The 21,440-nt window shown below is 68.0% G+C and carries 25 protein-coding genes; 9 read left to right on the top strand and 16 right to left on the bottom strand.

Annotated features, from left to right (window positions below; genetic code table 11):
* Positions 1–216: 216 nt before the first annotated feature.
* Together ACZ5ZX_RS35515 and ACZ5ZX_RS35510 are read left to right on the top strand one after the other, a co-directional pair.
* On the top strand, positions 217–1,122 hold the full coding sequence (locus ACZ5ZX_RS35515; RefSeq protein WP_465506356.1) for an EamA family transporter: 906 nt from the start codon (positions 217–219) through the stop codon (positions 1,120–1,122).
* A 23-nt stretch (positions 1,123–1,145) separates the two neighbouring features.
* The gene (locus ACZ5ZX_RS35510) at positions 1,146–1,520 is read left to right on the top strand and encodes a VOC family protein (protein ID WP_465506355.1); all 375 of its coding nucleotides are present in this window, start codon (positions 1,146–1,148) and stop codon (positions 1,518–1,520) included.
* Here ACZ5ZX_RS35510 and ACZ5ZX_RS35505 read toward each other — a convergent pair.
* Entirely contained in the window at positions 1,517–2,104 is a 588-nt protein-coding gene (locus ACZ5ZX_RS35505; RefSeq protein WP_465506354.1) for a class I SAM-dependent methyltransferase, read from the bottom strand. The two genes, ACZ5ZX_RS35510 and ACZ5ZX_RS35505, sit on opposite strands and share 4 nt — an antisense overlap.
* A gap of 113 nt (positions 2,105–2,217) precedes the next feature.
* Between ACZ5ZX_RS35505 and lepA the strand changes: the two genes are divergently transcribed.
* Complete coding sequence (gene lepA / locus ACZ5ZX_RS35500) at positions 2,218–4,056, top strand: translation elongation factor 4 (protein WP_465506353.1); 1,839 nt, start codon at positions 2,218–2,220, stop codon at positions 4,054–4,056.
* Positions 4,057–4,108: 52 nt separating this feature from the next.
* Here the strand turns inward: lepA and ACZ5ZX_RS35495 are convergent, their stop codons facing one another.
* Together ACZ5ZX_RS35495 and ACZ5ZX_RS35490 are read right to left on the bottom strand one after the other, a co-directional pair.
* On the bottom strand, positions 4,109–4,555 hold the full coding sequence (locus ACZ5ZX_RS35495; protein ID WP_465506352.1) for a pyridoxamine 5'-phosphate oxidase family protein: 447 nt from the start codon (positions 4,553–4,555) through the stop codon (positions 4,109–4,111).
* 57 nt (positions 4,556–4,612) lie between these two features.
* A complete protein-coding gene (locus tag ACZ5ZX_RS35490) occupies positions 4,613–6,376 on the bottom strand; it encodes a family 20 glycosylhydrolase (protein WP_465506351.1) in 1,764 nt (587 codons plus the stop codon).
* A gap of 154 nt (positions 6,377–6,530) precedes the next feature.
* Here ACZ5ZX_RS35490 and ACZ5ZX_RS35485 point away from each other — a divergent pair, with 154 nt between their 5' ends.
* A complete protein-coding gene (locus tag ACZ5ZX_RS35485; RefSeq protein WP_465506350.1) occupies positions 6,531–7,580 on the top strand; it encodes an NAD(P)H-dependent flavin oxidoreductase in 1,050 nt (349 codons plus the stop codon).
* Here ACZ5ZX_RS35485 and ACZ5ZX_RS35480 read toward each other — a convergent pair.
* The 3 genes from ACZ5ZX_RS35480 to ACZ5ZX_RS35470 all read right to left on the bottom strand — a co-directional run bounded on the left by ACZ5ZX_RS35480 (position 7,555) and on the right by ACZ5ZX_RS35470 (position 11,305).
* Complete coding sequence (locus ACZ5ZX_RS35480; protein ID WP_465506349.1) at positions 7,555–9,033, bottom strand: amino acid permease; 1,479 nt, start codon at positions 9,031–9,033, stop codon at positions 7,555–7,557. The genes ACZ5ZX_RS35485 and ACZ5ZX_RS35480 overlap by 26 nt on opposite strands.
* 79 nt (positions 9,034–9,112) lie before the next feature.
* On the bottom strand, positions 9,113–10,156 hold the full coding sequence (locus ACZ5ZX_RS35475) for an alpha/beta hydrolase (RefSeq protein WP_465506348.1): 1,044 nt from the start codon (positions 10,154–10,156) through the stop codon (positions 9,113–9,115).
* A gap of 183 nt (positions 10,157–10,339) precedes the next feature.
* Positions 10,340–11,305, bottom strand: a complete 966-nt coding sequence (locus ACZ5ZX_RS35470) for a zinc-binding dehydrogenase (protein ID WP_465506347.1) — start codon at positions 11,303–11,305, stop codon at positions 10,340–10,342.
* Positions 11,306–11,364: 59 nt separating this feature from the next.
* On the opposite strand from ACZ5ZX_RS35470, the gene ACZ5ZX_RS35465 reads away from it, so the two are divergent.
* The 3 genes from ACZ5ZX_RS35465 to ACZ5ZX_RS35455 are packed head-to-tail and all read left to right on the top strand — an operon-like array spanning position 11,365 to position 12,421.
* Complete coding sequence (locus ACZ5ZX_RS35465; RefSeq protein ID WP_465506346.1) at positions 11,365–11,568, top strand: hypothetical protein; 204 nt, start codon at positions 11,365–11,367, stop codon at positions 11,566–11,568.
* Between the two features lie 11 nt (positions 11,569–11,579).
* Positions 11,580–12,065, top strand: coding sequence for a guanyl-specific ribonuclease (locus tag ACZ5ZX_RS35460; protein WP_465506345.1), 486 nt, complete (start codon positions 11,580–11,582; stop codon positions 12,063–12,065).
* On the top strand, positions 12,062–12,421 hold the full coding sequence (locus tag ACZ5ZX_RS35455) for a barstar family protein (protein WP_465506344.1): 360 nt from the start codon (positions 12,062–12,064) through the stop codon (positions 12,419–12,421). Before ACZ5ZX_RS35460 ends, ACZ5ZX_RS35455 begins: the two co-directional genes overlap by 4 nt.
* Here ACZ5ZX_RS35455 and ACZ5ZX_RS35450 read toward each other — a convergent pair.
* The 10 genes from ACZ5ZX_RS35450 to ACZ5ZX_RS35405 all read right to left on the bottom strand — a co-directional run bounded on the left by ACZ5ZX_RS35450 (position 12,418) and on the right by ACZ5ZX_RS35405 (position 20,393).
* Positions 12,418–13,191, bottom strand: a complete 774-nt coding sequence (locus tag ACZ5ZX_RS35450) for an enoyl-CoA hydratase-related protein (protein ID WP_465506343.1) — start codon at positions 13,189–13,191, stop codon at positions 12,418–12,420. The two genes, ACZ5ZX_RS35455 and ACZ5ZX_RS35450, sit on opposite strands and share 4 nt — an antisense overlap.
* A gap of 77 nt (positions 13,192–13,268) precedes the next feature.
* Entirely contained in the window at positions 13,269–13,892 is a 624-nt protein-coding gene (locus ACZ5ZX_RS35445) for a cyclase (RefSeq protein WP_465506342.1), read from the bottom strand.
* A gap of 179 nt (positions 13,893–14,071) precedes the next feature.
* On the bottom strand, positions 14,072–14,821 hold the full coding sequence (locus ACZ5ZX_RS35440; protein ID WP_465506341.1) for a sirohydrochlorin chelatase: 750 nt from the start codon (positions 14,819–14,821) through the stop codon (positions 14,072–14,074).
* A complete protein-coding gene (locus ACZ5ZX_RS35435; protein ID WP_465506340.1) occupies positions 14,818–16,080 on the bottom strand; it encodes a sulfate adenylyltransferase subunit 1 in 1,263 nt (420 codons plus the stop codon). The genes ACZ5ZX_RS35440 and ACZ5ZX_RS35435 overlap by 4 nt, the downstream gene beginning before the upstream one ends.
* The gene (gene cysD / locus ACZ5ZX_RS35430; RefSeq protein ID WP_465506339.1) at positions 16,080–17,000 is read right to left on the bottom strand and encodes a sulfate adenylyltransferase subunit CysD; all 921 of its coding nucleotides are present in this window, start codon (positions 16,998–17,000) and stop codon (positions 16,080–16,082) included. Before cysD ends, ACZ5ZX_RS35435 begins: the two co-directional genes overlap by 1 nt.
* 11 nt (positions 17,001–17,011) lie before the next feature.
* Entirely contained in the window at positions 17,012–17,707 is a 696-nt protein-coding gene (locus ACZ5ZX_RS35425) for a phosphoadenylyl-sulfate reductase (RefSeq protein WP_465506338.1), read from the bottom strand.
* The gene (locus ACZ5ZX_RS35420; protein ID WP_061982721.1) at positions 17,704–17,853 is read right to left on the bottom strand and encodes an eL43 family ribosomal protein; all 150 of its coding nucleotides are present in this window, start codon (positions 17,851–17,853) and stop codon (positions 17,704–17,706) included. The genes ACZ5ZX_RS35425 and ACZ5ZX_RS35420 overlap by 4 nt, the downstream gene beginning before the upstream one ends.
* Complete coding sequence (locus ACZ5ZX_RS35415) at positions 17,850–19,544, bottom strand: nitrite/sulfite reductase (protein WP_465506337.1); 1,695 nt, start codon at positions 19,542–19,544, stop codon at positions 17,850–17,852. Before ACZ5ZX_RS35415 ends, ACZ5ZX_RS35420 begins: the two co-directional genes overlap by 4 nt.
* A 36-nt stretch (positions 19,545–19,580) precedes the next feature.
* Positions 19,581–19,667, bottom strand: a complete 87-nt coding sequence (locus ACZ5ZX_RS35410; protein ID WP_360907593.1) for a putative leader peptide — start codon at positions 19,665–19,667, stop codon at positions 19,581–19,583.
* A gap of 153 nt (positions 19,668–19,820) precedes the next feature.
* Complete coding sequence (locus ACZ5ZX_RS35405; protein WP_465506336.1) at positions 19,821–20,393, bottom strand: TetR/AcrR family transcriptional regulator; 573 nt, start codon at positions 20,391–20,393, stop codon at positions 19,821–19,823.
* 81 nt (positions 20,394–20,474) lie between these two features.
* Between ACZ5ZX_RS35405 and ACZ5ZX_RS35400 the strand changes: the two genes are divergently transcribed.
* Both ACZ5ZX_RS35400 and ACZ5ZX_RS35395 read left to right on the top strand, forming a co-directional pair.
* Entirely contained in the window at positions 20,475–20,888 is a 414-nt protein-coding gene (locus ACZ5ZX_RS35400; protein ID WP_465506335.1) for a VOC family protein, read from the top strand.
* An 85-nt stretch (positions 20,889–20,973) separates the two neighbouring features.
* Positions 20,974–21,330, top strand: a complete 357-nt coding sequence (locus ACZ5ZX_RS35395; RefSeq protein WP_465506334.1) for a hypothetical protein — start codon at positions 20,974–20,976, stop codon at positions 21,328–21,330.
* Positions 21,331–21,440 lie beyond the last annotated feature (110 nt).

The following is a 21,440-nucleotide window of genomic DNA, read 5'->3' as shown; positions in this document are numbered from 1 at the left end:
GCAAGCTTAACAGTCGTCCCGAGGCAGATCGCGGCCGCCTCCGGACGAGTGCTTGCGGTACGGTGAAGATCGTAGTGCCTAGGGTTCCGCCGCCTGCCCGTTCCGCGAAACACACAATCAGGGCAGGTGGGGCAGGTCCGAGCGGCACCATCGGCGGGGCCGGAAGCGCCGCCGTTCATCTGACGGGACAAAAGCCTGGAGGACCGGGTTTTCCGCATGCGCGGAAAACGTGAAAGGTCCCCAGTGAACGCCACCGCCCTGTCCCTTGTCCTCGCCGCCGCCGTCATCCACGCCGGCTGGAACCTGGCCGCCAAGCGGATCCGCAGTGGCGGAGCCCGGTTCGTGTGGGCCTACTACAGTCTTTCCGCGGTTCTGCTCCTGCCCGTCATGGTGATCTCATTGATCGTGGAGCCGCAACGTCCACAGTGGACGTGGTTGCTCGCCTCGGCGGTCACCGCCGTGTTGCACGTCACCTACGGGGTCGTCCTCCAGCGGGGTTACGCCGTCGGTGACCTGTCCGTCGTGTATCCACTCGCCCGGGGTACCGGGCCGCTGATCTCGGTGCTCGCGGCCGTCGTGCTGCTCGGCGAGCGGCCGGGTCCGCTCGGCCTGGTGGGTGCGTTCCTGGTGGTCGCCGGGGTACTGGTCATCGGGACCGGACGGTCCCCGGCGCACGCCGACGCCGCGGATCGCGTCGCTCGCCGCAAGGGCGTGGCGTACGGGCTGCTGACCGGGCTCACGATCGCCGCGTACACGCTTTGGGACGCGCATTCGGTCACCGGTCTCGGTGTCCCGCCGATCGTCTACTTCGGAACCGGCGCGGTCGTGCAGAGCCTGCTGATGGCGCCGTACGCACTGAAGGACCGTGAAGAGGTCTCGTGGCTTTGGCGCGAGCACAAGCGTGAAGTCCTTCTCGTCGGCCTGCTCTCGCCGGTCGCCTATCTGCTGGTCCTCTACGCCCTTCAGATCGCTCCCGTGAGCCTCGTCGCACCGGCGAGGGAGCTCAGCATCGTCCTTGGCGGCTTGGCCGCCTGGCTGGTGCTGGGAGAGGCGAACGCCGTCCGCAGGCTGGCCGGGTCGGTGGTGGTGCTGGCGGGTATCACCGCGATTGCGATGGCCTGAACACATCCGGTAGGGATTGAGCCATGGACGTGCTGAGCAGCAGGGTGCTGATCCACCCGAAGGACCTCGATGTGTCGACGGCGTTCTATCGGGACACCCTGGGCCTGGCCATCGACAAGGAGTTCCCCGGTGGAACGGTGTTCTTCGCCGGGAACGGGTCGATCGAGATCGTGGGGACCGGGAAGACCGGTCCGACCCCGGACGTCGCCTTGTGGCTCCAGGTCCGGGACCTGACGGCGGCGCTGGAGGAACTCGCCGCGAAGGGTCTGGAGCCGGTCCGCGAAGCCCGGCGTGAACCGTGGGGCCTGGACGAGGCGTGGATCGCCGACCCCGACGGCACCAGGATCGTGCTGGTCGAGGTGCCGCGTGAGCATCCCTTGCGCACCGATCCGCGTTAGGTCGCGGGTTTGACCGCGCGGAGCTGAGCGGCCAGTGACGCGCCGAACCCCGGCGGATCCCAGGTCCAGGTCTGCAGGTCGGTGAAGCCGGCCGCGGCCGCCTCGTCGGCCAGTTCGTGCCGTGACACAGGCAGCCATTTCTCGTGCGACGAGAGCAACAGCCTGCCGCCGGGCCGGAGCACGCGGAACAGTTCGGTGAACCCGGCTGTCCTGTCCTCCCACAGCTGCACGTTGTTGACGCTCAGGACCACGTCGACGCTCTCGTCCGGCTCACCCGTGGAGGCGGCGGTACCGCTGCGCAGTTCCACCTTGTCTCCGCACCGGCGGCGGGAGCGGGCGATCATCTCCGCCGACGGGTCGACGCCGATGGCGCGGGCGGCGCGTTCGGCCGCGGCCTGCAGGCCGACACCCGGGCCGGGGCCCACGACCAGGGCGGTTTCGCCGGGCTCGATCGCCGCCAGTTCGACGACACGAAGTTCGGTGGCGGCGTTGCCGCGCTCCATCGCCATCCCGCCGAACCGGCCGAGCAGTCCCCTGGGACGGCCGAAGGTGCGGTCGAGCATTTGGGCCAGTGAAGTACTCATACTTCGAGGGCACCACAGCTCATCAAGGGCCGCATCGGGGATGACCCCCACTCCCACCCGGAGCGGCATGGGACCATAGACGTGGCACACCCCGACCTTCGCGAGGAAACCCGTTGACGACGTTCGCCGACACCACGTTCACGCCCCCGGAGCTCATCCGGAACTTCTGCATCATCGCGCACATCGACCACGGCAAGTCGACCCTGGCCGACCGGATGCTGCAGCTCACCGGCGTGGTCGAGGAGCGGGCGATGCGCGCGCAGTACCTCGACCGGATGGACATCGAGCGCGAACGCGGGATCACGATCAAGGCCCAGAACGTGCGGCTGCCCTGGAAGGTCGACGGGCAGGACCACGTCCTGCACATGATCGACACGCCGGGACACGTCGACTTCACCTATGAAGTCTCCCGTGCGCTCGAAGCGTGCGAAGGCGCCGTCCTGCTGGTCGACGCCGCGCAGGGGATCGAGGCGCAGACGCTCGCCAACCTGTACCTCGCGCTGGAGAACAACCTCCAGATCATCCCGGTGCTCAACAAGATCGACCTGCCGTCGGCGGATCCGGACAAGTACGCCGCCGAGATCGCGCACATCATCGGCTGTGAGCCCTCGGACGTGCTGCGCGTGTCCGCCAAGACCGGCGTCGGAGTCGGTGAACTGCTCGACGCGGTGGTGAAGCAGGTACCCGCACCGACGGGCGACGCCGACGCCCCGGCACGGGCGATGATCTTCGACTCGGTGTACGACACCTATCGGGGCGTCGTCACCTACATCAGGGTCGTCGACGGCAAGATCACGCCGCGTGAGCGGATCAAGATGATGTCGACCGGCGCCACGCACGAACTCCTCGAGGTCGGGATCATCTCGCCGGAGCCCAAAGCGAGCAAGGGCCTCGGCGTCGGTGAGGTGGGCTACCTCATCACCGGGGTGAAGGACGTCCGGCAGTCGAAGGTCGGTGACACCGTCACCTCCGAGCGCAGCGGCGCGAAAGAGCCGCTCGCCGGCTACCGGGAGCCGAAGCCGATGGTCTACTCCGGTCTGTACCCGGTGGACGGTTCGGACTACCCGGATCTGCGCGAGGCCTTGGACAAGCTCCAGCTCAACGACGCCGCGCTCGACTACGAGCCCGAGACGTCGGTGGCGCTCGGGTTCGGCTTCCGCTGCGGTTTTCTCGGGCTGCTGCACCTGGAGATCACCCGCGACCGCCTGGAACGAGAGTTCGGCCTCGACCTGATCTCCACCGCGCCGAACGTGGTCTACGACGTGGTGCTGGACGACGGCAAGGAAATCCACGTCACCAACCCCTCGGACTGGCCGACCGGGAACAAGATCGACAAGGTGCTCGAACCGGTCAGCAAGGTGAGCATCCTGGCGCCGTCGGAGTTCATCGGCACGATCATGGAGCTGTGCCAGAACAAGCGCGGCACGCTGCTCGGCATGGACTACCTGTCCGAAGACCGGGTCGAACTGCGGTACAACCTGCCGCTGGGTGAGATCATCTTCGACTTCTTCGACACGCTGAAGTCGCGGACGCGCGGTTACGCGTCGCTGGACTACGAAGAGGCAGGTTCCCAGGCGGCGGACCTGGTCAAGGTGGACATCCTGCTTCAAGGTGAGGGCGTCGACGCGTTCTCCGCGATCGTGCACAAGGACGATGCCTACAACTACGGCAACCGCATGGTGAACCGGCTTCGCGAGCTGATCCCTCGGCAGAACTTCGAGGTGCCGATCCAGGCCGCCATCGGGGCCCGCATCATCGCCCGCGAGACCATTCGCGCGATCCGCAAGGACGTGCTCGCGAAGTGTTACGGCGGTGACATTTCGCGTAAGCGCAAGCTGCTGGAGAAGCAGAAAGAAGGCAAGAAGCGGATGAAGACGGTCGGCCGCGTCGAGGTCCCGCAGGAGGCCTTCGTCGCCGCACTGTCCACTGAGGACAGCGGCAAGAAGAAGTAACCGATCTTCGCGAAAAAGGCCGCCCGAGACTTCGCCGGGCGGCCTTTTCGGGTCAGCGATTTCCGCTGATGCGGTTCGCTGTGACGAAGACGGCGACGCGGCGTTCGGCGGCCATCACACGGTCGTACTCGTCCCAGTCGTCATGCGTCCCCGTCGCCGCGACGAAGACATCGCGCAGCAGCTGGGGGAGCCCGGCCGGGTCGAAGTCCGGATCCAGGTCGTCCGGGCCGATGAGGTGGACGGTGCCCTGGATCGCCGCCCATTCCCAGCCTCGGCGGAAGGTGATCGTGGCGTGGCCCGCGCGGCGGAACAGGTCGAGTTTCTTCGCCCCGCCCACCGCGACGAAACCGACCCCTGGCGCTTTCGTGACCGGATCTTCGATCACTCCGGCGTTCACCACCGACGAATGCACGGTGCCGTCCGCGCGGACCGTCGAAACGGTCGCGAGGCCGTTTTCGCGCAAGGAAAGAGCGCGGACGAGTTCGAGATCGGCAGCCATGGTTCCACCGTAACCCGCTCGACCCGGTGAAAGGGCCGAGCGGGCGAACGGAGGAGGTCAACAGGTGCCGTCGTCGCGCCAGACACCCCACTGCCCGGTGGTGCCGGGCTCCTCGCCTTGCGTCCACCATTTCGCGTACCACTTGTGCCCGTTGTGGGACACGCTCGTGCCACCGGTGTAGGCCGAAGCGCGGTCCCAGGCGGGGAGGGTGCAAGTGCCCGGGTTGGTGGAACCCGTCTCCCAAGGCACCTGACTCGACGCGTAGTAGGCGATGCCCTGCGCCTGCCATCGTGGGGCCTGCGCGCCGAGGCGTACGCGGAAGGCGTTCCAGTCGTGCGTCGACCATGGAGACCAGCCGAGTTCGGCGTGCGCCGGAAGCCTCGGGAACGCGAGGTAGTCGATGTTCGCCGGGGTCACCACGGTTTCGGTCCACAGCGGGGATTCGACACCGCGGACGGCCGATTCGGGCACTCCGGCGAGATACGCGCCCGGGTTCCAGTTGTAGGCGTCCTGGACCTCGATGTAGCCAGCCCACGAGAGCCCGATCGGCGTGCTGGAGTTGTATTTCATGTCCAGGTACGCCTTGTTCGCCGGGGACAGGATCACCTTGCTCCCGCGGGCGACGGCGTTCGAGACCTCGGTGCTCGAGGTGGTCGTGCCCCAGAACTGCGGGGTCGCCGTGGCGGGCAGGGTGGCTTTCCCGATCTCGTGCCAGCCGACGACCTGTTTGCCTGCCGCGGCCACCATCGGCAGTACGCGGTTCATGAAGGTGCGGTAGTCCGCGTCGCTGGTGGCCTGGGCCTCGTCGCCGCCGAGGTGGAAGTACGGCCCCGGGGTCAGCGCGGCGATCTCCCGGATGACGTCGTTGACGAACGTGTAGGTGATCTCTTTCGAGATGCAGAGCGAGCTGTAGCCGACAGCGGTGTCGGTACGCAGCGGGGGAGCGGTGTTGTCGCAGTTCAGCTCGGCGTAGGACGCCTGGGCGGCGTTGGTGTGCCCAGGCATGTCGATCTCCGGGATGACCGTGATGAACCGCGAAGCCGCGTAGTTCACGATCTCGGTGTACTGCGCCTTCGTGTAGTAGCCACCGGCGCCGCCGCCGACCTGGGTACTGCCACCATAGGTGGCCAGGCGCGGCCAGCTGTCGATCTGGATCCGCCAGCCCTGGTCGTCGGCCAGATGCAGGTGCAGGTTGTTGATCTTGTACTGCGCCAGCTGGTCGATGTATCGCTTGACGGTCGCGACCGGGTGGAAGTGCCGGGCGACGTCGAGCATGGCGCCGCGGTACCCGAAGCGCGGATGGTCCAGGATGTCGGCGCCCGGGATCGTCCAGGGGCCGTCCTGCACGGTCGAGCTCTCGACCTTGCCGGGCAGCAGTTGCCGCAGTGTTTGGACGCCGCCGAAGAGGCCCTGCGCCGTCGTCGCGCGCAGGATGACCGAAGCGGATCTTGAGTTCAGTTGGTAGCCCTGGTCACCGACGCTGGGGTCGGCGCCGGACAGCAAAAGCGAGATGCCATCGGTGGGTGTGCCCGAAGGCGCGTCCGACACGGGCAAAGCGAAACCGGTCGACTTGCGCAGGACACCGGCTAGATAGTCGCCGACAGCCTTGGCGGGTGCCGAACCGGCTTGGGTGTAGATCTTCGTGTTCGCGGTCAGGACGTGGTCGGAGCCGGTGACGGCCTGGGCCGAGACCGGTGCGGGGACGATCGCCTGCAACGGCGGAGTGGCCGCGTCGGCGACAGGGGCGGCTGCGGTGGTGGCGCCGGCGAGCAGCGCCACCCCTACGACGGCGCGGCCCAGCCGCGCTCTCAAGCTCTTCACCGGGGGCCTCCAGGCGACAGGGGAGAGGTGACCTGCGTCACGACTGCTTCGATCGTCGCATTTTCGACACTAAAGGTCTAGACCACCATGAAGGAAGCTTGGAGTGGCCGAACGTCACATTCCGTATCGCCAGGGTGGGACTATCGTCGGAATCGTGTTCGAAGAGCTGCGTTTCCCCGTGATAGCGGCGCCGATGGCCGGTGGCCCGACGACTCCCGAGCTGGTGGCCGCGGTGACCGCGGCGGGAGGCTTCGGCTTCCTCGCAGGCGGATACCTGAGCGCCGAAGCCCTCGCGGGCAGAATCGCGAAGACCGCGGAGCTGACCGGTGAACCCTTCGGAGTGAATCTCTTCGTCCCGGGTGACGCCGCTTCGGTGGACCTCGATGGCCACGTTCAGCGCTGGCGGGCGGAGGCGGAGCGCCATGGCGTCGAGCTCGGCGAGCCGCGGTGGGACGACGACGCCTACAGCGCGAAGCTGGAGCTCGTCTTGGAGCGGAAGGTGCCGGTGGTTTCCTTCACCTTCGGCACGCCCTCGGCCACGGACGTCGAACGCCTGCATGTCAACGGGAGCAAGGTGGCCGTCACCGTCACCAGCCCGGCCGAGGCCGATCGGGCCGTGGCTGTCGGCGCGGACGCGCTCGTCGTCCAGGGATTCGAAGCCGGAGCACATCGAGGGCTCTTTGCTGACGAGTCCGGCACCGAAGGCGGGGGAGCGCAGTACGGCGTGCTCAGCCTGCTTCGCCTCGTCTCGGCGCGGACGGACCTGCCGCTCGTCGCGACCGGCGGGCTCGTGCACGGCGCCGACATCGCGGCCGTGCTGGCGGCGGGCGCGGTCGCGGCTCAACTGGGTACCGCGTTCCTGCGTGCGGACGAAGCCGGTACCCAGCCCACGCACCGGCAGGCGCTGGCGGACGGCGGCAGGCCGACCGCTTTCACCAGGGCGTTCAGCGGACGTCCCGCCCGTGCGCTGGTCAACCGCGCGGTCACGGAGTTTTCGGCGACCGCGCCGTCGGCCTACCCGGAGATCAACAACCTGACCAAACCGGTCCGCGCGGCGGCGGGGAAGGCGGGGGATCCGGAAGTGATGTCGCTCTACGCCGGGCAGACCTACGAACTCGCGGGCTCCGGTCCGGCGGCGTCGATCGTCGAACGCCTCCAGGCCGAAGCCCGCGAAGCAGCTACGCGTTTGAGTCGTCTCCGCTGACCTGTTTCGCTTCGCCGTTGTTCGCGTTCATCGCCGAGTGACGGCGGCTGTAGGCGAAGTAGATGATCAGGCCGAGGCCGAACCAGGCCGCGAACCGCAGCCAGGTGTGGTAGTTCAGGAACGTGATCAGCCAGATCGAGAAGACGACGCCGATGATCGGCACGACGGGCATGCCCGGGGTCTTGAAGGACCGCGGCAGGTCGGGCTGCTTGTAGCGCAGCACGATCACCGCGACGCAGACGACCACGAACGCGAGCAGGATGCCGATGTTCGTCAGCTCCGCGGCCTCACCGATGGGCAGCAGCCCGGCGATGACCGCCGACGCGATGCCGAGCACCCAGGTCATGCGGCTCGGCACCTTGCGCACCGGGTGGGTCTTGCCGAACCACTTCGGCAGCAGACCGTCGCGGCTCATCGAGTAGCCGACCCGGCTCGCGCCCATGAGGAAGGTGAACAGCACCGTGGTGATGCCGATGATCGCGCCGACCGCGATGATCAGGCCGAGCCACTTCATCCCGATACCCGCGAAGGCGCTGGAGAAAGCGGCTTCGCTGTCGATGTCCTTGTAGTTGACCATGCCGGTCAGGACCAGGCACGCCAGCACGTAGAGCACCATCGAGATGGCGAGCGAGTAGATGATCGCCTTCGGCATGTGCTTCTGGGAGTCGGTCGATTCCTCGGCCGCGGTGGACATGGCGTCGTAGCCGAAGACCGCGAAGAACACCGTCGCCGCGCCCGTGAAGGCGCCGCTGAGGCCGAATGGGAAGAAGTTCGAGTAGTTGTCGGTGTTGATGTGGAACACGCCGACGACGATCACCAGCAGGACCAGCGCGACCTTCAGGTAGACCAGCAGCGTCTCGAACCGGGCCGCGTTCTTCATGCCCTGGTTGAGGATGAAGGCGATCAGCAGGCACAGCAGCACGGCGAACAGGTTGACCTTGTAGGAGCCCGCTTCGACACCGGCCTTCTCGGTGCCCGGGGCGCCCAGCATCCACGTCGGAAGATCGATGTTGAGATAGCCGAGCAGCTCGTTGAAGTAGCCGGAGATGCCGATCGCGACCACCGCCACGATCGCGGTGTACTCCAGCAGCAGGTCCCAGCCGATGAACCAGCCGACGATCTCGCCCAGCACGGTGTAGCCGTAGGTGTAGGCGGATCCGGCGCGGGGGATGAGCCCGGCGAACTCGGCGTAGGAGAACGCGGCGGCCGCGCTGGCGATCCCCGCGATCAGGAACGAGATGAGCACGGCGGGTCCGGTCGTCTTGTTCGCGACCGCACCGGCCAGGGAGAAGATCCCCGCGCCGATGATGCCGCCGACGCCGATCGCGGTCAGCTGGCGGAGGCCCAGTGTGCGTTGGAGCCCGCCGCCGCTGTCACTGAGTTCTTGGATCTGCTCGATCGGTTTGCGTCGGAATACCCCGGATCCCGAGCCCAGGCTGCGCGGTGCGGACATCGTCGTCTCCCAACAGGTTGTGCCCTTCGGACTGGGTCACAGTCCGAAGGGCACCGTACTGGCAGACGGGACATCGCACCTATCCGGCGACGGTGTCCTCGCTCACTTCTGTGGCGGCGCGAGCCGCGACCTTCGCGGGCCTGGCCGCGCTGGCCGCGAAATAGTTCAGCAACTCCGAGATCTCGATGGGGTCGTCGAGCTGCGGGCAATGGCCCCAGTCCTCGCGCACCATCAGCCTGCTGTGCGGGACCAACGCGTGCAGCTGCCGTCCGGACGCGGCGCTGACCAGCTTGTCCTTGCCGCAGACGACCACCAGGAGCGGGATGCGGACCTCTTCGAGCCGGTAGGCGTCCGTCAACTCTTCGACGAGCTGCCTCGCCTGCTCGAGCCGGGTGGTGGTGGAGCGGTAGTCCGGGAACAGCGACGTGAACCGGCGGACCTGCTCGGCGTCCGCGGCGGTGGCGTTGGCGTAGAGCAGCCGGGGCACGACCTGTTCGGCGACGGCGCGGACCACGAAGCCGGGGATGGGCAGCGGCAGGGCCGAGTACATCCGCAGCGGCAGGGGATAGCGGGCCACGGTCCGGATCAGCCAGCTGTCGACGAAACCGGGGGCGGCGATCGACACCACGCCCGCGACCGGCAGCCGGTGGTTCTCCGCGGCGCGCAGGCTCATCGTGCCGCCGAGTGAGTTCCCGGCGAGAACCACCGTGCCGAGCACGGCCTGTTCCTTGATCACGGCCGCGGCGAAGGCGTCCAGTTGTGGCAGCATCGGGCCCGGCCGCAGGGGCTGTGCGTCACCGAATCCGGGCAGATCGACCGCGACCGCCGGAACACCGGCGGCCGCGAGGAGCTCCAGAACCGGGCGCCAGGTGTCGGCGCTGTCGCAATAGCCGTGCAGCAGCACCAGCCTCGGTGCGGTCGGCTTGGCGTGCCCGCGCGCCGCCGTCCGCTTGCCGAGTACCCGCCGCGGGGCGCGGTCGGCGGATTCCACCGGCTGCGGCCCGACTTCGAGCACTCTGGTGCGGACACCGGCGTAGCGCCGGAAGGAGACGCGGATCGGGTCGGCGTCGGTGGTGTTCCGGCCCCCGGGGTCCGCCGGTTCGGGCCGCTGCGATGCGGTCATGCTTCAAGGCTAACCGCGAGAGGTCGGATTTTGGTCGAACTTTGGTCGTGAAAAGCTCCCTGAGTCATAACGTTCTTGACACTTGACAAGACCGCGAAATGACGCTTTGACCTGCTTGGACCGCGCGGATGTGCGCTCATGTGCGCGCTGGATCGCAGCGAGGGGGAGGACTCACCCCTCCGATCAATGTGTGAAAACCACCTTGCCTGAAGTTTCCCCGTCGAGCATGTTCTTAAACCCTGTCTCGGCTTCTGCGAACGGCAGCTCGGCGCCGATCTGCGGGCGGACACCTGTGAGCTCCAGGTAGGCGAGGAGATCGGTCAGTTCGTCCCTGGTCCCCATCGTCGAACCCGCGATACGCAGTTGCAGAAAGAACACGCGCTGCAACTCCGCGTGAGCATCCGGGCCGCTGGTCGAGCCGGAGACGACGATGATCCCGCCTGGTTTGAGGGATTTCACCGAATGCGACCAGGTCGCCTTGCCGACGGTCTCGAAGACGGCGTCGACTCGCTCGGGCAACCGCGCGCCGGACTCAAAGGTCTGATGTGCGCCCAGATTCTCCGCCAGCGCACGCTTTTCTTCGCTACGTCCTGTCACCCAAACCCGGAAGCCCGCCGCACGGCCGAGCTGGACGAGGGCCGTCGAGACACCGCCGGACGCGCCTTGGACGAGCATCGTCTGTCCCGGTCGCAGCCCGGACTTCACGAACAGCATCCGGTAGGCGGTCAGCCAGGCCGTGCCCATGGTCGCGGCTTCCGTGAAGCTCAGGCCCGCCGGCTTCGGCACGACGTTGCGTGCCGGGACGACGACCTGCTCGGCGAAGGTGCCTTGGTGCTTCTCGGTCAGCAGGGTGCGCTTCGGGTCGAGGGTGTCGTCGCCCTGCCAGCCCGGGGCGTTGATCACCGAGTGGATGACGACCTCGGTGCCGTCGTCGAGGGTGCCCGCGCCGTCGCAGCCCAGGATCATCGGGAACTGCTCGGGTTTGATGCCGACACCACGCAGGGTCCACAGATCGTGCATGTTGAGGCTGGCGGCCTTGATGCCGACCCGCACCCAGCCGTCGGGTACTTCGGGCTCGGGTCGCTCGCCGATCACGAGCGAGTCCAGCGGCTTTTCGGCGTTGGGTTCGGAAGCGTAAACGGCGAACATGCCAGCAACCTACATGGCCTGACCGGCGGTGGCAGTGGGCGCGAGCGTAGGCTCACACCGTGTTCAACGGGCTTGCTGACTGGTGGGACGGTGTCGAGCTGTGGCTCGCGCAGGCCCCGTTCCCGGTGCAATTCGTGCTGGTCATGGCGGTCGTGGTGCCGCTGTGCCTGGTCGCTGCCTGGCTGCTCGACACGGTCTTCGGCAGGGTCGCCCGGCTCTTCGGCACGGCCCGCGATGCGAGCGACTCCGACCGGTCCTCCTAAGCTGGCGCACCATGTTCAACCGTAGGCGGATCACCGCCGCCCTGATCGGGCTGATCGTGCTGGTACTCGCCGGCTGGTTCGTCAAGGACGGCATCAGCGGTGACGACACGAAGGGCGCCTCGGCTCCGGCGAGTTCGTCCGCTTCGGCCGGGCCGTCCGGTGAGACCGGGGCTGGCCGGGCCAAGGGCAAGGTCGCGGGTGAGGAGTCCGGGCTGCCGGTCAAACCGCTTTCGGGACTGCCCCCGCAGGCGTCGGAAACCTGGCGGCTCATCAAGGCGGGCGGGCCGTACCCGTATCCCCGCAACGACGACGTCCTCTTCCAGAACCGGGAGAAGGTCTTGCCTGCCAAAGGCTCCGGCTATTACCGCGAATACACCGTCAAGACGCCGGGCAGCCCGGATCGCGGCGCCAGGCGGCTGGTGACCGGGTCGGGCAAGGAGCTGTATTACACCGAGGACCACTACAAGTCCTTCGTCGTAGTGGACACCGACCGATGAGCGAAGCGAAAAAGAGCGAAGCGGACAAGGCCTTCGCGCGAGGCGCGCACCCCCATCTGATCGACCGAGGACGCACTCTCGACAAGGAGTCCACGCTCGACGCGATCGCGGAGGCGTTGTCGTTCCCCGACTACTTCGGGAAGAACCTCGACGCGCTCTACGACTGCCTCACCGACCTGTCCTGGCTGCCGCCGGGCGAGCACGTGCTGATCTGGTCCGGTTCCTCGGTGCTCAGGGAGCGCGACCCCAAGGCGTACCTGGCCGTTCGCAGCGTGCTTTCCGACGCCCAGCGGGCGCTGGGGCCGTCCGGTGACCGGACGGACTCCCGGCGCCTCACCGTCGTCCTGCCGGACTAGCCTTCGGGAACCCAGTTCGGCTTGCGCTTCTGGGCGAAGGCCGTGATGCCCTCCTGGCCTTCTTCGCTCGCGAAGAACCCGGCGGACAGCTTGTTCATGGCCTCGAAGCCTTCGCTCGGCGTGGCCGGACGAGGCTTGCTGAGAAGCTCCTTCGTCGCGGCGAGCGCTTTCGGGCCACCGAGGGCGAGCGCCTTGACGTAGCGGGCGACCTCGCCGTCGAGTTCGTCGGCCGGGACAGCCGAGTTCAGCAAGCCGATCTCGACGGCTCGCTTCGCGTCGAAGGTGTCACCGGTCAGGAACAGTTCGTGCGCGGCACGGGCGGTGAGCCGGGGCAGCACGGTGAGCGAGATGACGGCGGGGACGACGCCGATCCGCACCTCGGAGAAGGCGAAGGTCGCCTCGTGCACGGCGACGGCGATGTCGGTCGCGGCCACCATGCCGATGCCGCCCGCCCGTGCCGGGCCCGCCAGCTTCGCGACCACCGGTTTGGGGCTGGTCCACAGCTGCTCGAGGATCTTGGGGAACTCGTTGACGCCCTGGTCGCCGGCTCCGGCCCCGCGGGCCTCCTTGAGGTCCATCCCGGCGCAGAACACCGGGCCGGTGTGGGTGAGCACGATGACCCGTACCGCGTCGTCCGCCCGCGCCTTGTCCAGCGACTCGCTCAGTTCGCGCCGCAGCTGGGCGGAGAGCGCGTTGCGGTTGTGCGGGGAGTCCAAGGTGATCGTGGCGGTGCCGCCCACCACGTCGTAGTGCACCAATTCGTCAGCCATGGCCTCACCTTCGCACGAGCGAAGTCGGGCCGGGCAGTGGCCTGCGCCACCACGGGAGGTGGTGGCGCAGGCGGCACTCAGCCGATCGTCGTCGTGGTGAAGGTGGGGCTCGGGTTCGGGAAACAGGAGGTCGGTGCCGAGACATCGAAGCCCGCGCTGACCACCGCGGTGAAGGTCAGCCCCGGGTCGGCGTAGCTGCTGCCCGCCAGTTTCGTCTCGATGGTGCCGGACGTGCCCGCGGTGAGATGCGCGGTCACGGTCGGCAGCTCGAACGTCGAGCCACCCGCGATCGGGCCGGGGAAGCTCAACGTCGCGACACTGCCGGAAACGGTGATCTTCGGCGGGGTCGAGCCGATGCCGGAGCCGCCGGTGAGGTCGGCGCCCACCCAGGTCGAGTTCGCCGGGATCGGGATCTTCAACGCGAAGTCCTTGATGTGCTTGACCTGGTAGCCGCTGACCTCGGCCGGGACGGTGTTGGGTGCCGGGTCGATGACGACGTCGAGCGCCGCGCCGGGAGCGACCGTGGCCGGCGCGGTGACGTCGGCGTCCTGGTTCAGCTTGAGGTACTTGTTGCCGACGAGCGGCGGCTTCGCTTCGCAGTCGAAGACGACAGTGGTCGCCGCCGAAGCCGGGACGGCCACGCCGATGAGCGGGACGAGGACGGCCGAGGCGCAGACGAGGGCACGAATGGCAGCCTTCATGTTCCACCTACCTGGGGGTTCGATGGGGAGAAAGGGAGCTGCGCAGCGTTTAGAGAGTTACCGGCAAGTTAAGTAACTCGTCAAGAAATCTCCGTTCCCATACGCGAGGCGTGACGGAACTGGGAATGAGATCCTCCGAAGATCGGTATCAAGCGCCCGAACGCGATAGGCCGCGCTACTCAGGCGGCGAGCCTGGCCGCGGCGACGCCATAGCGGTCCAGGACGAGCCCCGCGATCCGCGGATCCGGCCCCAGTGGCTCGGAGACGATCACCGACGGGTCGGCTTCACGGGCCAGGCGCGCGATCCGGTCCGGCAGCAGCCCCGGCGCGAGGAACCAGCCCGCGACCGCGAGCCGCCGGGCGCCGTTGAGCCGCAACCGGGCGACGGCGGCGGGCACGTCCGGCTGGGCGGCGCTGGCGAACGCGGGGGTCGCGCGCAGCCCACGCCGCAGCTGCCAGCGGGTGGTGATCCCGGCGACCGCGTCGTTCGCCGCGACATTCGACGAGCCGACCCCGGCGAGCAGGACACCCAGTTCCGGGTCGGCCAGGTCGGCGCCCGCCTCGGTGAGCCGGTCCAACGCGACCGTCTCGATGAGGGGATCGATACCCAGCACCCCGGAAACGCGCACGTCGAGACCCGGGCAGTCCGCGGTCACCTCGGCGACGAGCGCGGGCAGGTCGACCCGGGCGTGATACGCCACGCCGAGCAGCAGCGGCACCACGACGACCTCGCGATGCCCCTCGGCGTACAACGCGCGCAGGGCATCGGTGAGCAACGGCTCCGAGAGGTCCAAAAAGGACTCCCGGATGTCGAGCTCCGGTGCCAGGCCACGGGTGACGTCGAGCAGGGCGCGGATGGTCGCGGCGGACCGCGGGTCGCGGCTGCCGTGGGCGACGGCGACCAGTGGCGGGGTGAGGCTTGGGGTCATGCGAACCTTTCGCCGACGAGTCCTGCCGCCAGTGTATCGCCGTCCTTCGGGTCGATGACCAGGAACGCGCCCGTCCGCGGGCTGACGCCGTAGTCGTCCACGCCGATCGCCTCGGCGAGCCGCAGGGTCACCCGGCCGATGTCGTTGAGCTCCAGCGTGTCCGGTTCGTCCACACTGGACAGCGTCTGCTCGTCGAAGCGGGCGTGGAGTTCGCCGACGATGGCCTGCACCGTTCGCGCGCCGTGCTTCACCAGCACCCGCGCGCCCGGTTTGAGTGCCTTGGCCGAGAGCCAGCACAGGGTGGCGGCGATCTCGTCGGTCACCTCCGGCTGCCGGTCGGCGGCGGCGATGAGGTCCCCGCGCGAGATGTCGAGGTCGTCCGTGAGCAGCAGCGTCACCGAGGTACCCGCACCGGCCTCGGCGAGCGGACCGTCGGCGGTGTCGATGCCCTCCACCCGGGTGCGGAGTCCTTGTGGCAGCACGACGATCTCGTCGCCCGTCCGGACGGTGCCCGCCGCGATCTGCCCGGCGTAGCCCCGGTAGTCGGGGTGGTCGGCCGTGCGCGGCCGGATCACGTACTGCACCGGGAAGCGGAACGCCGAATCATGCGGATCCGGTGCCACGGGCACGGTTTCCAGATGCTCCAGCAGGGTCGGGCCGGAGTACCACGGGGTCTTGTCCGACTTCTCCGCCACGTTGTCGCCCTGCAGCGCCGAAACCGGCACCGCGAGCACGGAACCGCGTTCGTAGCCCAGCGACGCGGCGTGCTCGGCGAACTCCTCGGCGATCACGGTGAAGGTCGCCTCGTCGTAGTCGACGAGGTCGATCTTGTTCACCGCCAGCACCAGCTGCGGAACGCCCAGCAGTGCGAGCACCGCGGCGTGACGGCGGGTCTGCTCGATGACGCCCTTGCGCGCGTCGACCAGCAGCACGGCCAGTTGCGCGGTGGACGCCCCGGTCACCGTGTTCCGCGTGTACTGCACGTGGCCGGGGGTGTCCGCGAGGACGAAGCTGCGCTTCGGGGTCGCGAAATACCGGTACGCCACGTCGATCGTGATGCCCTGCTCGCGTTCCGAGCGCAGACCGTCCACGAGCAGCGAAAGGTCCGGTGTGGACAGTCCTTTGTCGACACTGGCGCGGGTGACCGCGTCCAGCTGGTCGGCGAGGACGGACTTGGTGTCGTACAGGAGCCGCCCGACGAGAGTCGACTTCCCGTCGTCCACACTGCCCGCGGTCGCGAGCCTCAACAGGCTGGACATCAGAAGTACCCCTCACGCTTGCGGTCTTCCATCGCCGCCTCCGACATCCGGTCGTCGGCGCGGGTGGCGCCGCGTTCGGTGAGCCGGGAGGCCGAGACCTCGGCGATGACCTCGTCCACCGTGGCGGCGGTCGATTCGATGGCACCGGTGCACGAACCGTCGCCGACGGTCCGGTAGCGCACGGTCAGTTCTTTCACTTCCTCGCCCGGCCGCGGGCCGCCCCACGGGCCTTCGGCCAGCCACATCCCGTCGCGCTGGTAGACCTCGCGCCGGTGCGCGTAGTAGATCGACGGCAGTTCGACCTTTTCCCGCGCGATGTAGTTCCAGACGTCCGCCTCGGTCCAGTTGGACAGCGGGAAGACACGGACCTGCTCGCCGGGGCGGTGACGGCCGTTGTAGAGGTTCCACAGTTCCGGCCGCTGCCGCCGCGGGTCCCACTGGCCGAAGGCGTTGCGGAGACTGAAGATCCGCTCCTTGGCGCGAGCGCGTTCCTCGTCGCGGCGTCCGCCGCCGAAGACGGCGTCGAACTTGTGCTCGGCGATCGTGTCGAGCAGCGGTGTGGTCTGCAGCGGATTGCGCATCCCGTCGGCGCGCTCTTCGAGCCTGCCGTCGTCGATCCAGTCCTGGACCTTCGCCACGACCAGCCGCAGCCCGTGCTGCTCGACCACGCGGTCGCGGAAGTCGATGACCTCGTCGAAGTTGTGCCCGGTGTCCACGTGCAGCAACGGGAACGGCACCGGCGCCGGCCAGAACGCCTTGATCGCCAGGTGCAGCAGCAGTGTCGAGTCCTTGCCGCCGGAGAACAGGATCACCGGCCGGTCGAATTCGCCCGCCACCTCGCGGAAGATGTGGATGGCCTCGGACTCCAGCGCCGCCAGGTTGTCCTGCGCCGCGACGATGGCCGGCTCGAGCGTGGTCATGTCGTCCCTTCTCACCCGTGCAACCCGCACTCGGTCTTGCCCTGACCGGCCCACCGGCCGCTGCGCGGGTCTTGCCCCGGAGCGACCTTGGCGGTGCACGGCGCGCAGCCGATCGACAGATAACCGATGGACACCAGCGGGTTCTCGAGGATCCCGTGCTGGTCGATGTAATCCCTGAACTCGTCGTCGGACCACGGCGCGATCGGGTTGATCTTCACCAGCCCGTTGCGGTCGTCCCAGGTGACGATGGGGGTGTTCGCGCGGGTCGGCGCGTCGACCCGGCGGACACCGGTCACCCACGCCGAGTATTTCGCCAGCGTGTTGCGCAGCGGCACGACCTTGCGGAGGTGGCAGCACTGGTTCGGGTCGCGTTCGTGCAGCTTCGGGCCGTATTCCGCGTCCTGTTCGGCGACGCTCTGCGCGGCCTCGGCGTTGACGATCCGAACGCCGGGGTAGACCGTCTGTACCGCGTCGCGGGTGCCGATGGTCTCCGGGAAGTGGTAGCCGGTCTGCAGGAACAGCACGTCGACGTCCGGTTTGACCTGGGTCGCCAGGTCGATGAGGACGGCGTCCTGCATGTTCGACGCGACGATGAAGTCGTCGCCGAACGTCTCCGCGGTCCAGCTCAGGGCCTCGGTCGCGGTCGCCTCGGCGAGCTCCTTCGAGGCCCGTTCGGCGAGTGTCTTGTAGTCGGCAGTGACGGTCATTGCGACACCTCCGGAAGGGACAGTCCGAGGAACTTCACGGTGAAGACCCGGCGGCAGCCCGAGCACAGCCAGGAGCCGCCCTCTTCCGGCCGCAGGTCTTCATCGCCACAGAAAGGGCAGTAGTACGGGGTCGCTCGTTCGGTCACTGCAGGACGCTTTCCTCGACCCGAGTGACCCACTGGGCGAAGCGCTCGCCGGGTTCGCGGCCGTCGACGTAGGCACGCACGACCCGCTCGACGTACGCGGTCAGTTCCGACGCGGTCACCTTGTGCCCCCGCAGTTTCCGGCCGAACCCGGCGTCGAGGCCGAGCCCACCGCCGAGATGCACCTGGAAGCCTTCGACCTGCTTGCCGTCGGCGTCGGTGACGATCTGGCCCTTGAGCCCGATGTCGGCGGTCTGGACCCGCGCGCAGGAGTTGGGGCAGCCGTTGAGGTGCACGGTCACCGGGTTCTCGACCTCGGCCTGGATGTCGGCGAGACGCTTTTCCAGTTCGGTGACCAGTTCGATCGCGCGGGCCTTGGTCTCGACGATCGCGAGTTTGCAGAACTCCAGGCCGGTGCACGCCATGATCCCGCGCCGCCACGGCGAAGGCTCGGTCTGCAGGCCCAGCTCGGCCAGCTCGGTCTTCAACCCGTTCACCTCGGCCTCGGGGACGTCGAGGACCACGAGCTTCTGGTGCGGGGTCAGGCGGACGCGGTTCGATCCGGCCCGCTCGGCGGCTTTGGCGACCGCCAGCAGGGTCGCGCCGGAGACGCGGCCCGCGACCGGCGCGGCGCCGACGTAGAACTTGCCGTCGATCTGCGGGTGCACGCCGACGTGGTCGATCTGCGCGGCGGGCACCTCGGGCGCCGGGCCGTCGGTCAGCTTGCGCTTGAGGTACTCGTCTTCCAGCACCTGGCGGAACTTCGCGGCACCCCAGTCCTTCACCAGGAACTTGATCCGGGCGCGGGCGCGGAGCCGCCGGTAGCCGTAGTCACGGAAGACGCTGATCACGCCTTCCCAGACGTCGGGGACCTCGTCGAGCGAGACCCAGGCGCCCAGCCGCTGCCCGATCATCGGGTTGGTGGACAGGCCGCCGCCGACCCAGACGTCGAAGCCGGGGCCGTGTTCGGGGTGGTTCACACCGACGAAGGCGACGTCGTTGATCTCGTGCGCGACGTCCTGCTGCCCGGAGACCGCGGTCTTGAACTTGCGCGGCAGGTTCGAGTAGCGCGGGTCGCCGATGTAGCGGCGCTTGATCTCGTCGATCGCGGGCGTGCCGTCGATGATCTCGTCGGCGGCGATGCCGGCGACGGGGGAGCCGAGTATGACGCGCGGGCTGTCGCCGCAGGCCTCCATCGTGGTCATCCCGGCCTTCTCCAGTTTGGCCCAGATCGTCGGGACGTCCTCGATCTGGATCCAGTGGTACTGGATGTTCTGCCGGTCGGTGATGTCGGCGGTGTCGCGTGCGTGGGTCTGCGAGATCTCGGCGAGCACCGCCAGCTGGTCGGTGGTCAGCGCGCCGCCGTCGAGCCGGACCCGCAGCATGAAGTAGCGGTCGTCGAGCTCTTCGGGCTCCAGCGTCGCGGTGCGGCCGCCGTCGATCCCCGGCTTGCGCTGGGTGTAGAGACCGAACCAGCGGAACCGGCCACGGAGGTCACCCGGGTCGATCGAATCGAAGCCGCCGCGGGCGTAGATGTTCTCGATCCGCGCACGGACGTTGAGCGGGTTGTCGTCCTTCTTGGACCGTTCGTTGGGGTTCAACGGTTCGCGATACCCCAGTGCCCACTGTCCCTCACCCCGTTTTTGTTTCACCCGGGGCGTGCGGGCAGGGGTCTCGCGCGTGGGCGACGACATGGGAGTCCTCCGGCAGATCGTGGTGGTGGCGGGGAGTCAGCGGTTCGTCGCACAGAGCGCGCTCGCCACACGACGGAGATCCACGTGGCGGCGTGCCACGAGGGTGATTCCGGCGCGGGTCATTCATTCAGCGTGCCACGCGCCCACTATGTGGTCCAGGCCGGTCCGGATACTGGGAACACCGTCCACGGGTCACTGTTTTCCCAGGTGAACGGGCTGCTTTGAAGGTCAAGTCCGGGTTCGCGGCCGGGCACTGTGACGCAGAACGCGCAGGGCTCAAGAGGGGAGGACGCGGTCGACGAGGATCCGGATGACCTCTTCGTCGGTGACGTCCGCGAGAACCTCGGGCAGGGTGAGCCGTTCGACGGTGAGCCCGGTCAACGCGAGGTACATCAGCAGCACTTCGGGGCGCCCGCCCGGCATCCCCGCCGCGACATGCCAGTCGACGCTCATGTCGATGCCCTCGCGGACGGTCTTGGTCAGCTCGGCCGACAGATCCGGGCGCCGGGTGGCTTCGAGCCGGAGTTCGAGCAGGGCCAGATAAGGCTCGCGGTGGGCGGTCAGCCGTCCCATGAGTTCGCCGAGCAGCACGCCGACCCGGTCGTGGGACGGCGACTCGGCCTGGGGGTTCGCCATCACCTCGGCCGGTGCCGACAGTCGCTCCTGTACGCGGACGCCGACCTCGCCGAGCAGCTGGTCCCGGTTGCGGAAGTAGTTGGACGTCGTTCCCGGCGGGACATCCGCTTCGACGTCCACCGCGCGGTAGGTGAGGCCGCGGGCTCCCTCGCGGGCGAGGACGGTGATGGCGGCGTCGGTGAGCGCGGTCCGGCGCTCCGGGTTCTGTCGCATCGGAACATTCTCCTTGCCTCAGTCAAACCACTATGATTATAGTACTACGCATCAAGTGGTTCGACTGGGAGGAAACACCAGATGCAACTCAGCGGTTTCGGTGCCTGTGTGCTCGTCGACGACATCGCCGAGACCACCGCCTGGTGGAAACGGCACCTGCAGTTGACGGTGACGATCGAGCTGGACTGGTTCTCCAGCCTCAACACGGGCGTGCCGGGCTATGAAATGAGCTTCGCGAAGCGCGGCCACAAAGCCACGCCGGAGCCTTGGCGCTCACAGGAGGCCGCCGGGTCGATGGTCGGCTTCATGGTCGCCGACGCGGCCGCCGAGTACGAGCGGCTGCGCGAGGAGGGGGTCAAGATCGTCACGGAACTCGTGGACGAGGAATTCGGTCAGCGGCACTTCTACATCGAGGACCTCAACGGCTTCCTGATCGACATCATCGAGCCGATCCCGCCGTCCCCGGAGTGGTTGGCCGCGAACGGGTTGGCCTAGTACCGCTTCGGGTGAGTGAGGCCGCGCGTCACCGCTGTCGCCGCTAGCTTCGGTCTCCGATCCACAGAGGACGGAGGAGTTGCGCATGCGCCGATGGGTGGTCGCCGCGATGGTGCTGGCGTCCCTGCTGATCCCCGGTACGGCATCCGGGGCGCCGCAGGGCTGCAGGCTGGTCGCTCCCGAGGAAGGTGCGGTACTGCACAAGGGCGGCTCGTACCGGTTCGAGGCGGTCGGCTGCTCGCCGAACGCGCGGGGGCATCTGGCCAACGTGGTGCTGGTCGAGATGGCCATGAGCCGCGAGGTCGTCACGGACGGCCACGGCGACTGGTCGCTCGACTATGTGGTCAACGACTATTCGATCTCCATGGAGACCCTCGTCTGGGTGCGGTTCGAGGACGGCACCCGCTCCACCTCGGTCAAGGTGTACATCGCCGACCGGTAGCGCGGTCCGTGAAGGCCTCCTTCACTACCTTCAGGGCCCCGGCATGGTCGCAGAGTTGCCGGTCAGTGCTGTTCTTGGTGGTCCGGGTGTGACGTCGCTGGTGCCTGTGA

Source organism: Amycolatopsis sp. NPDC033938 (assembly GCF_055575975.1).
The sequence above is the reverse complement of the archived record's forward strand: the minus strand, read 5'-3'. Positions and strand labels throughout refer to the sequence as shown.

What these genes read in the sequence shown, in the direction of transcription:
- ACZ5ZX_RS35455 (WP_465506344.1), top strand. Translation starts at nt 12,062, where the DNA reads ATGAGCGAAGCGAAAAAGAGCGAAGCGGACAAGGCCTTCGCGCGAGGC.
- ACZ5ZX_RS35450 (WP_465506343.1), bottom strand. Translation starts at nt 13,191, where the DNA reads ATGGCTGACGAATTGGTGCACTACGACGTGGTGGGCGGCACCGCCACG.
- ACZ5ZX_RS35495 (WP_465506352.1), bottom strand. Translation starts at nt 4,555, where the DNA reads ATGGCTGCCGATCTCGAACTCGTCCGCGCTCTTTCCTTGCGCGAAAAC.
- ACZ5ZX_RS35475 (WP_465506348.1), bottom strand. Translation starts at nt 10,156, where the DNA reads ATGACCGCATCGCAGCGGCCCGAACCGGCGGACCCCGGGGGCCGGAAC.
- ACZ5ZX_RS35440 (WP_465506341.1), bottom strand. Translation starts at nt 14,821, where the DNA reads ATGACCCCAAGCCTCACCCCGCCACTGGTCGCCGTCGCCCACGGCAGC.
- ACZ5ZX_RS35480 (WP_465506349.1), bottom strand. Translation starts at nt 9,033, where the DNA reads ATGTCCGCACCGCGCAGCCTGGGCTCGGGATCCGGGGTATTCCGACGC.
- ACZ5ZX_RS35510 (WP_465506355.1), top strand. Translation starts at nt 1,146, where the DNA reads ATGGACGTGCTGAGCAGCAGGGTGCTGATCCACCCGAAGGACCTCGAT.
- ACZ5ZX_RS35435 (WP_465506340.1), bottom strand. Translation starts at nt 16,080, where the DNA reads ATGTCCAGCCTGTTGAGGCTCGCGACCGCGGGCAGTGTGGACGACGGG.
- ACZ5ZX_RS35470 (WP_465506347.1), bottom strand. Translation starts at nt 11,305, where the DNA reads ATGTTCGCCGTTTACGCTTCCGAACCCAACGCCGAAAAGCCGCTGGAC.
- ACZ5ZX_RS35415 (WP_465506337.1), bottom strand. Translation starts at nt 19,544, where the DNA reads ATGTCGTCGCCCACGCGCGAGACCCCTGCCCGCACGCCCCGGGTGAAA.
- cysD (WP_465506339.1), bottom strand. Translation starts at nt 17,000, where the DNA reads ATGACCACGCTCGAGCCGGCCATCGTCGCGGCGCAGGACAACCTGGCG.
- ACZ5ZX_RS35425 (WP_465506338.1), bottom strand. Translation starts at nt 17,707, where the DNA reads ATGACCGTCACTGCCGACTACAAGACACTCGCCGAACGGGCCTCGAAG.
- ACZ5ZX_RS35395 (WP_465506334.1), top strand. Translation starts at nt 20,974, where the DNA reads ATGCGCCGATGGGTGGTCGCCGCGATGGTGCTGGCGTCCCTGCTGATC.
- ACZ5ZX_RS35410 (WP_360907593.1), bottom strand. Translation starts at nt 19,667, where the DNA reads ATGACCCGCGCCGGAATCACCCTCGTGGCACGCCGCCACGTGGATCTC.
- ACZ5ZX_RS35515 (WP_465506356.1), top strand. Translation starts at nt 217, where the DNA reads ATGCGCGGAAAACGTGAAAGGTCCCCAGTGAACGCCACCGCCCTGTCC.
- ACZ5ZX_RS35445 (WP_465506342.1), bottom strand. Translation starts at nt 13,892, where the DNA reads ATGAAGGCTGCCATTCGTGCCCTCGTCTGCGCCTCGGCCGTCCTCGTC.
- ACZ5ZX_RS35460 (WP_465506345.1), top strand. Translation starts at nt 11,580, where the DNA reads ATGTTCAACCGTAGGCGGATCACCGCCGCCCTGATCGGGCTGATCGTG.
- ACZ5ZX_RS35505 (WP_465506354.1), bottom strand. Translation starts at nt 2,104, where the DNA reads ATGAGTACTTCACTGGCCCAAATGCTCGACCGCACCTTCGGCCGTCCC.
- ACZ5ZX_RS35405 (WP_465506336.1), bottom strand. Translation starts at nt 20,393, where the DNA reads ATGCGACAGAACCCGGAGCGCCGGACCGCGCTCACCGACGCCGCCATC.
- ACZ5ZX_RS35400 (WP_465506335.1), top strand. Translation starts at nt 20,475, where the DNA reads ATGCAACTCAGCGGTTTCGGTGCCTGTGTGCTCGTCGACGACATCGCC.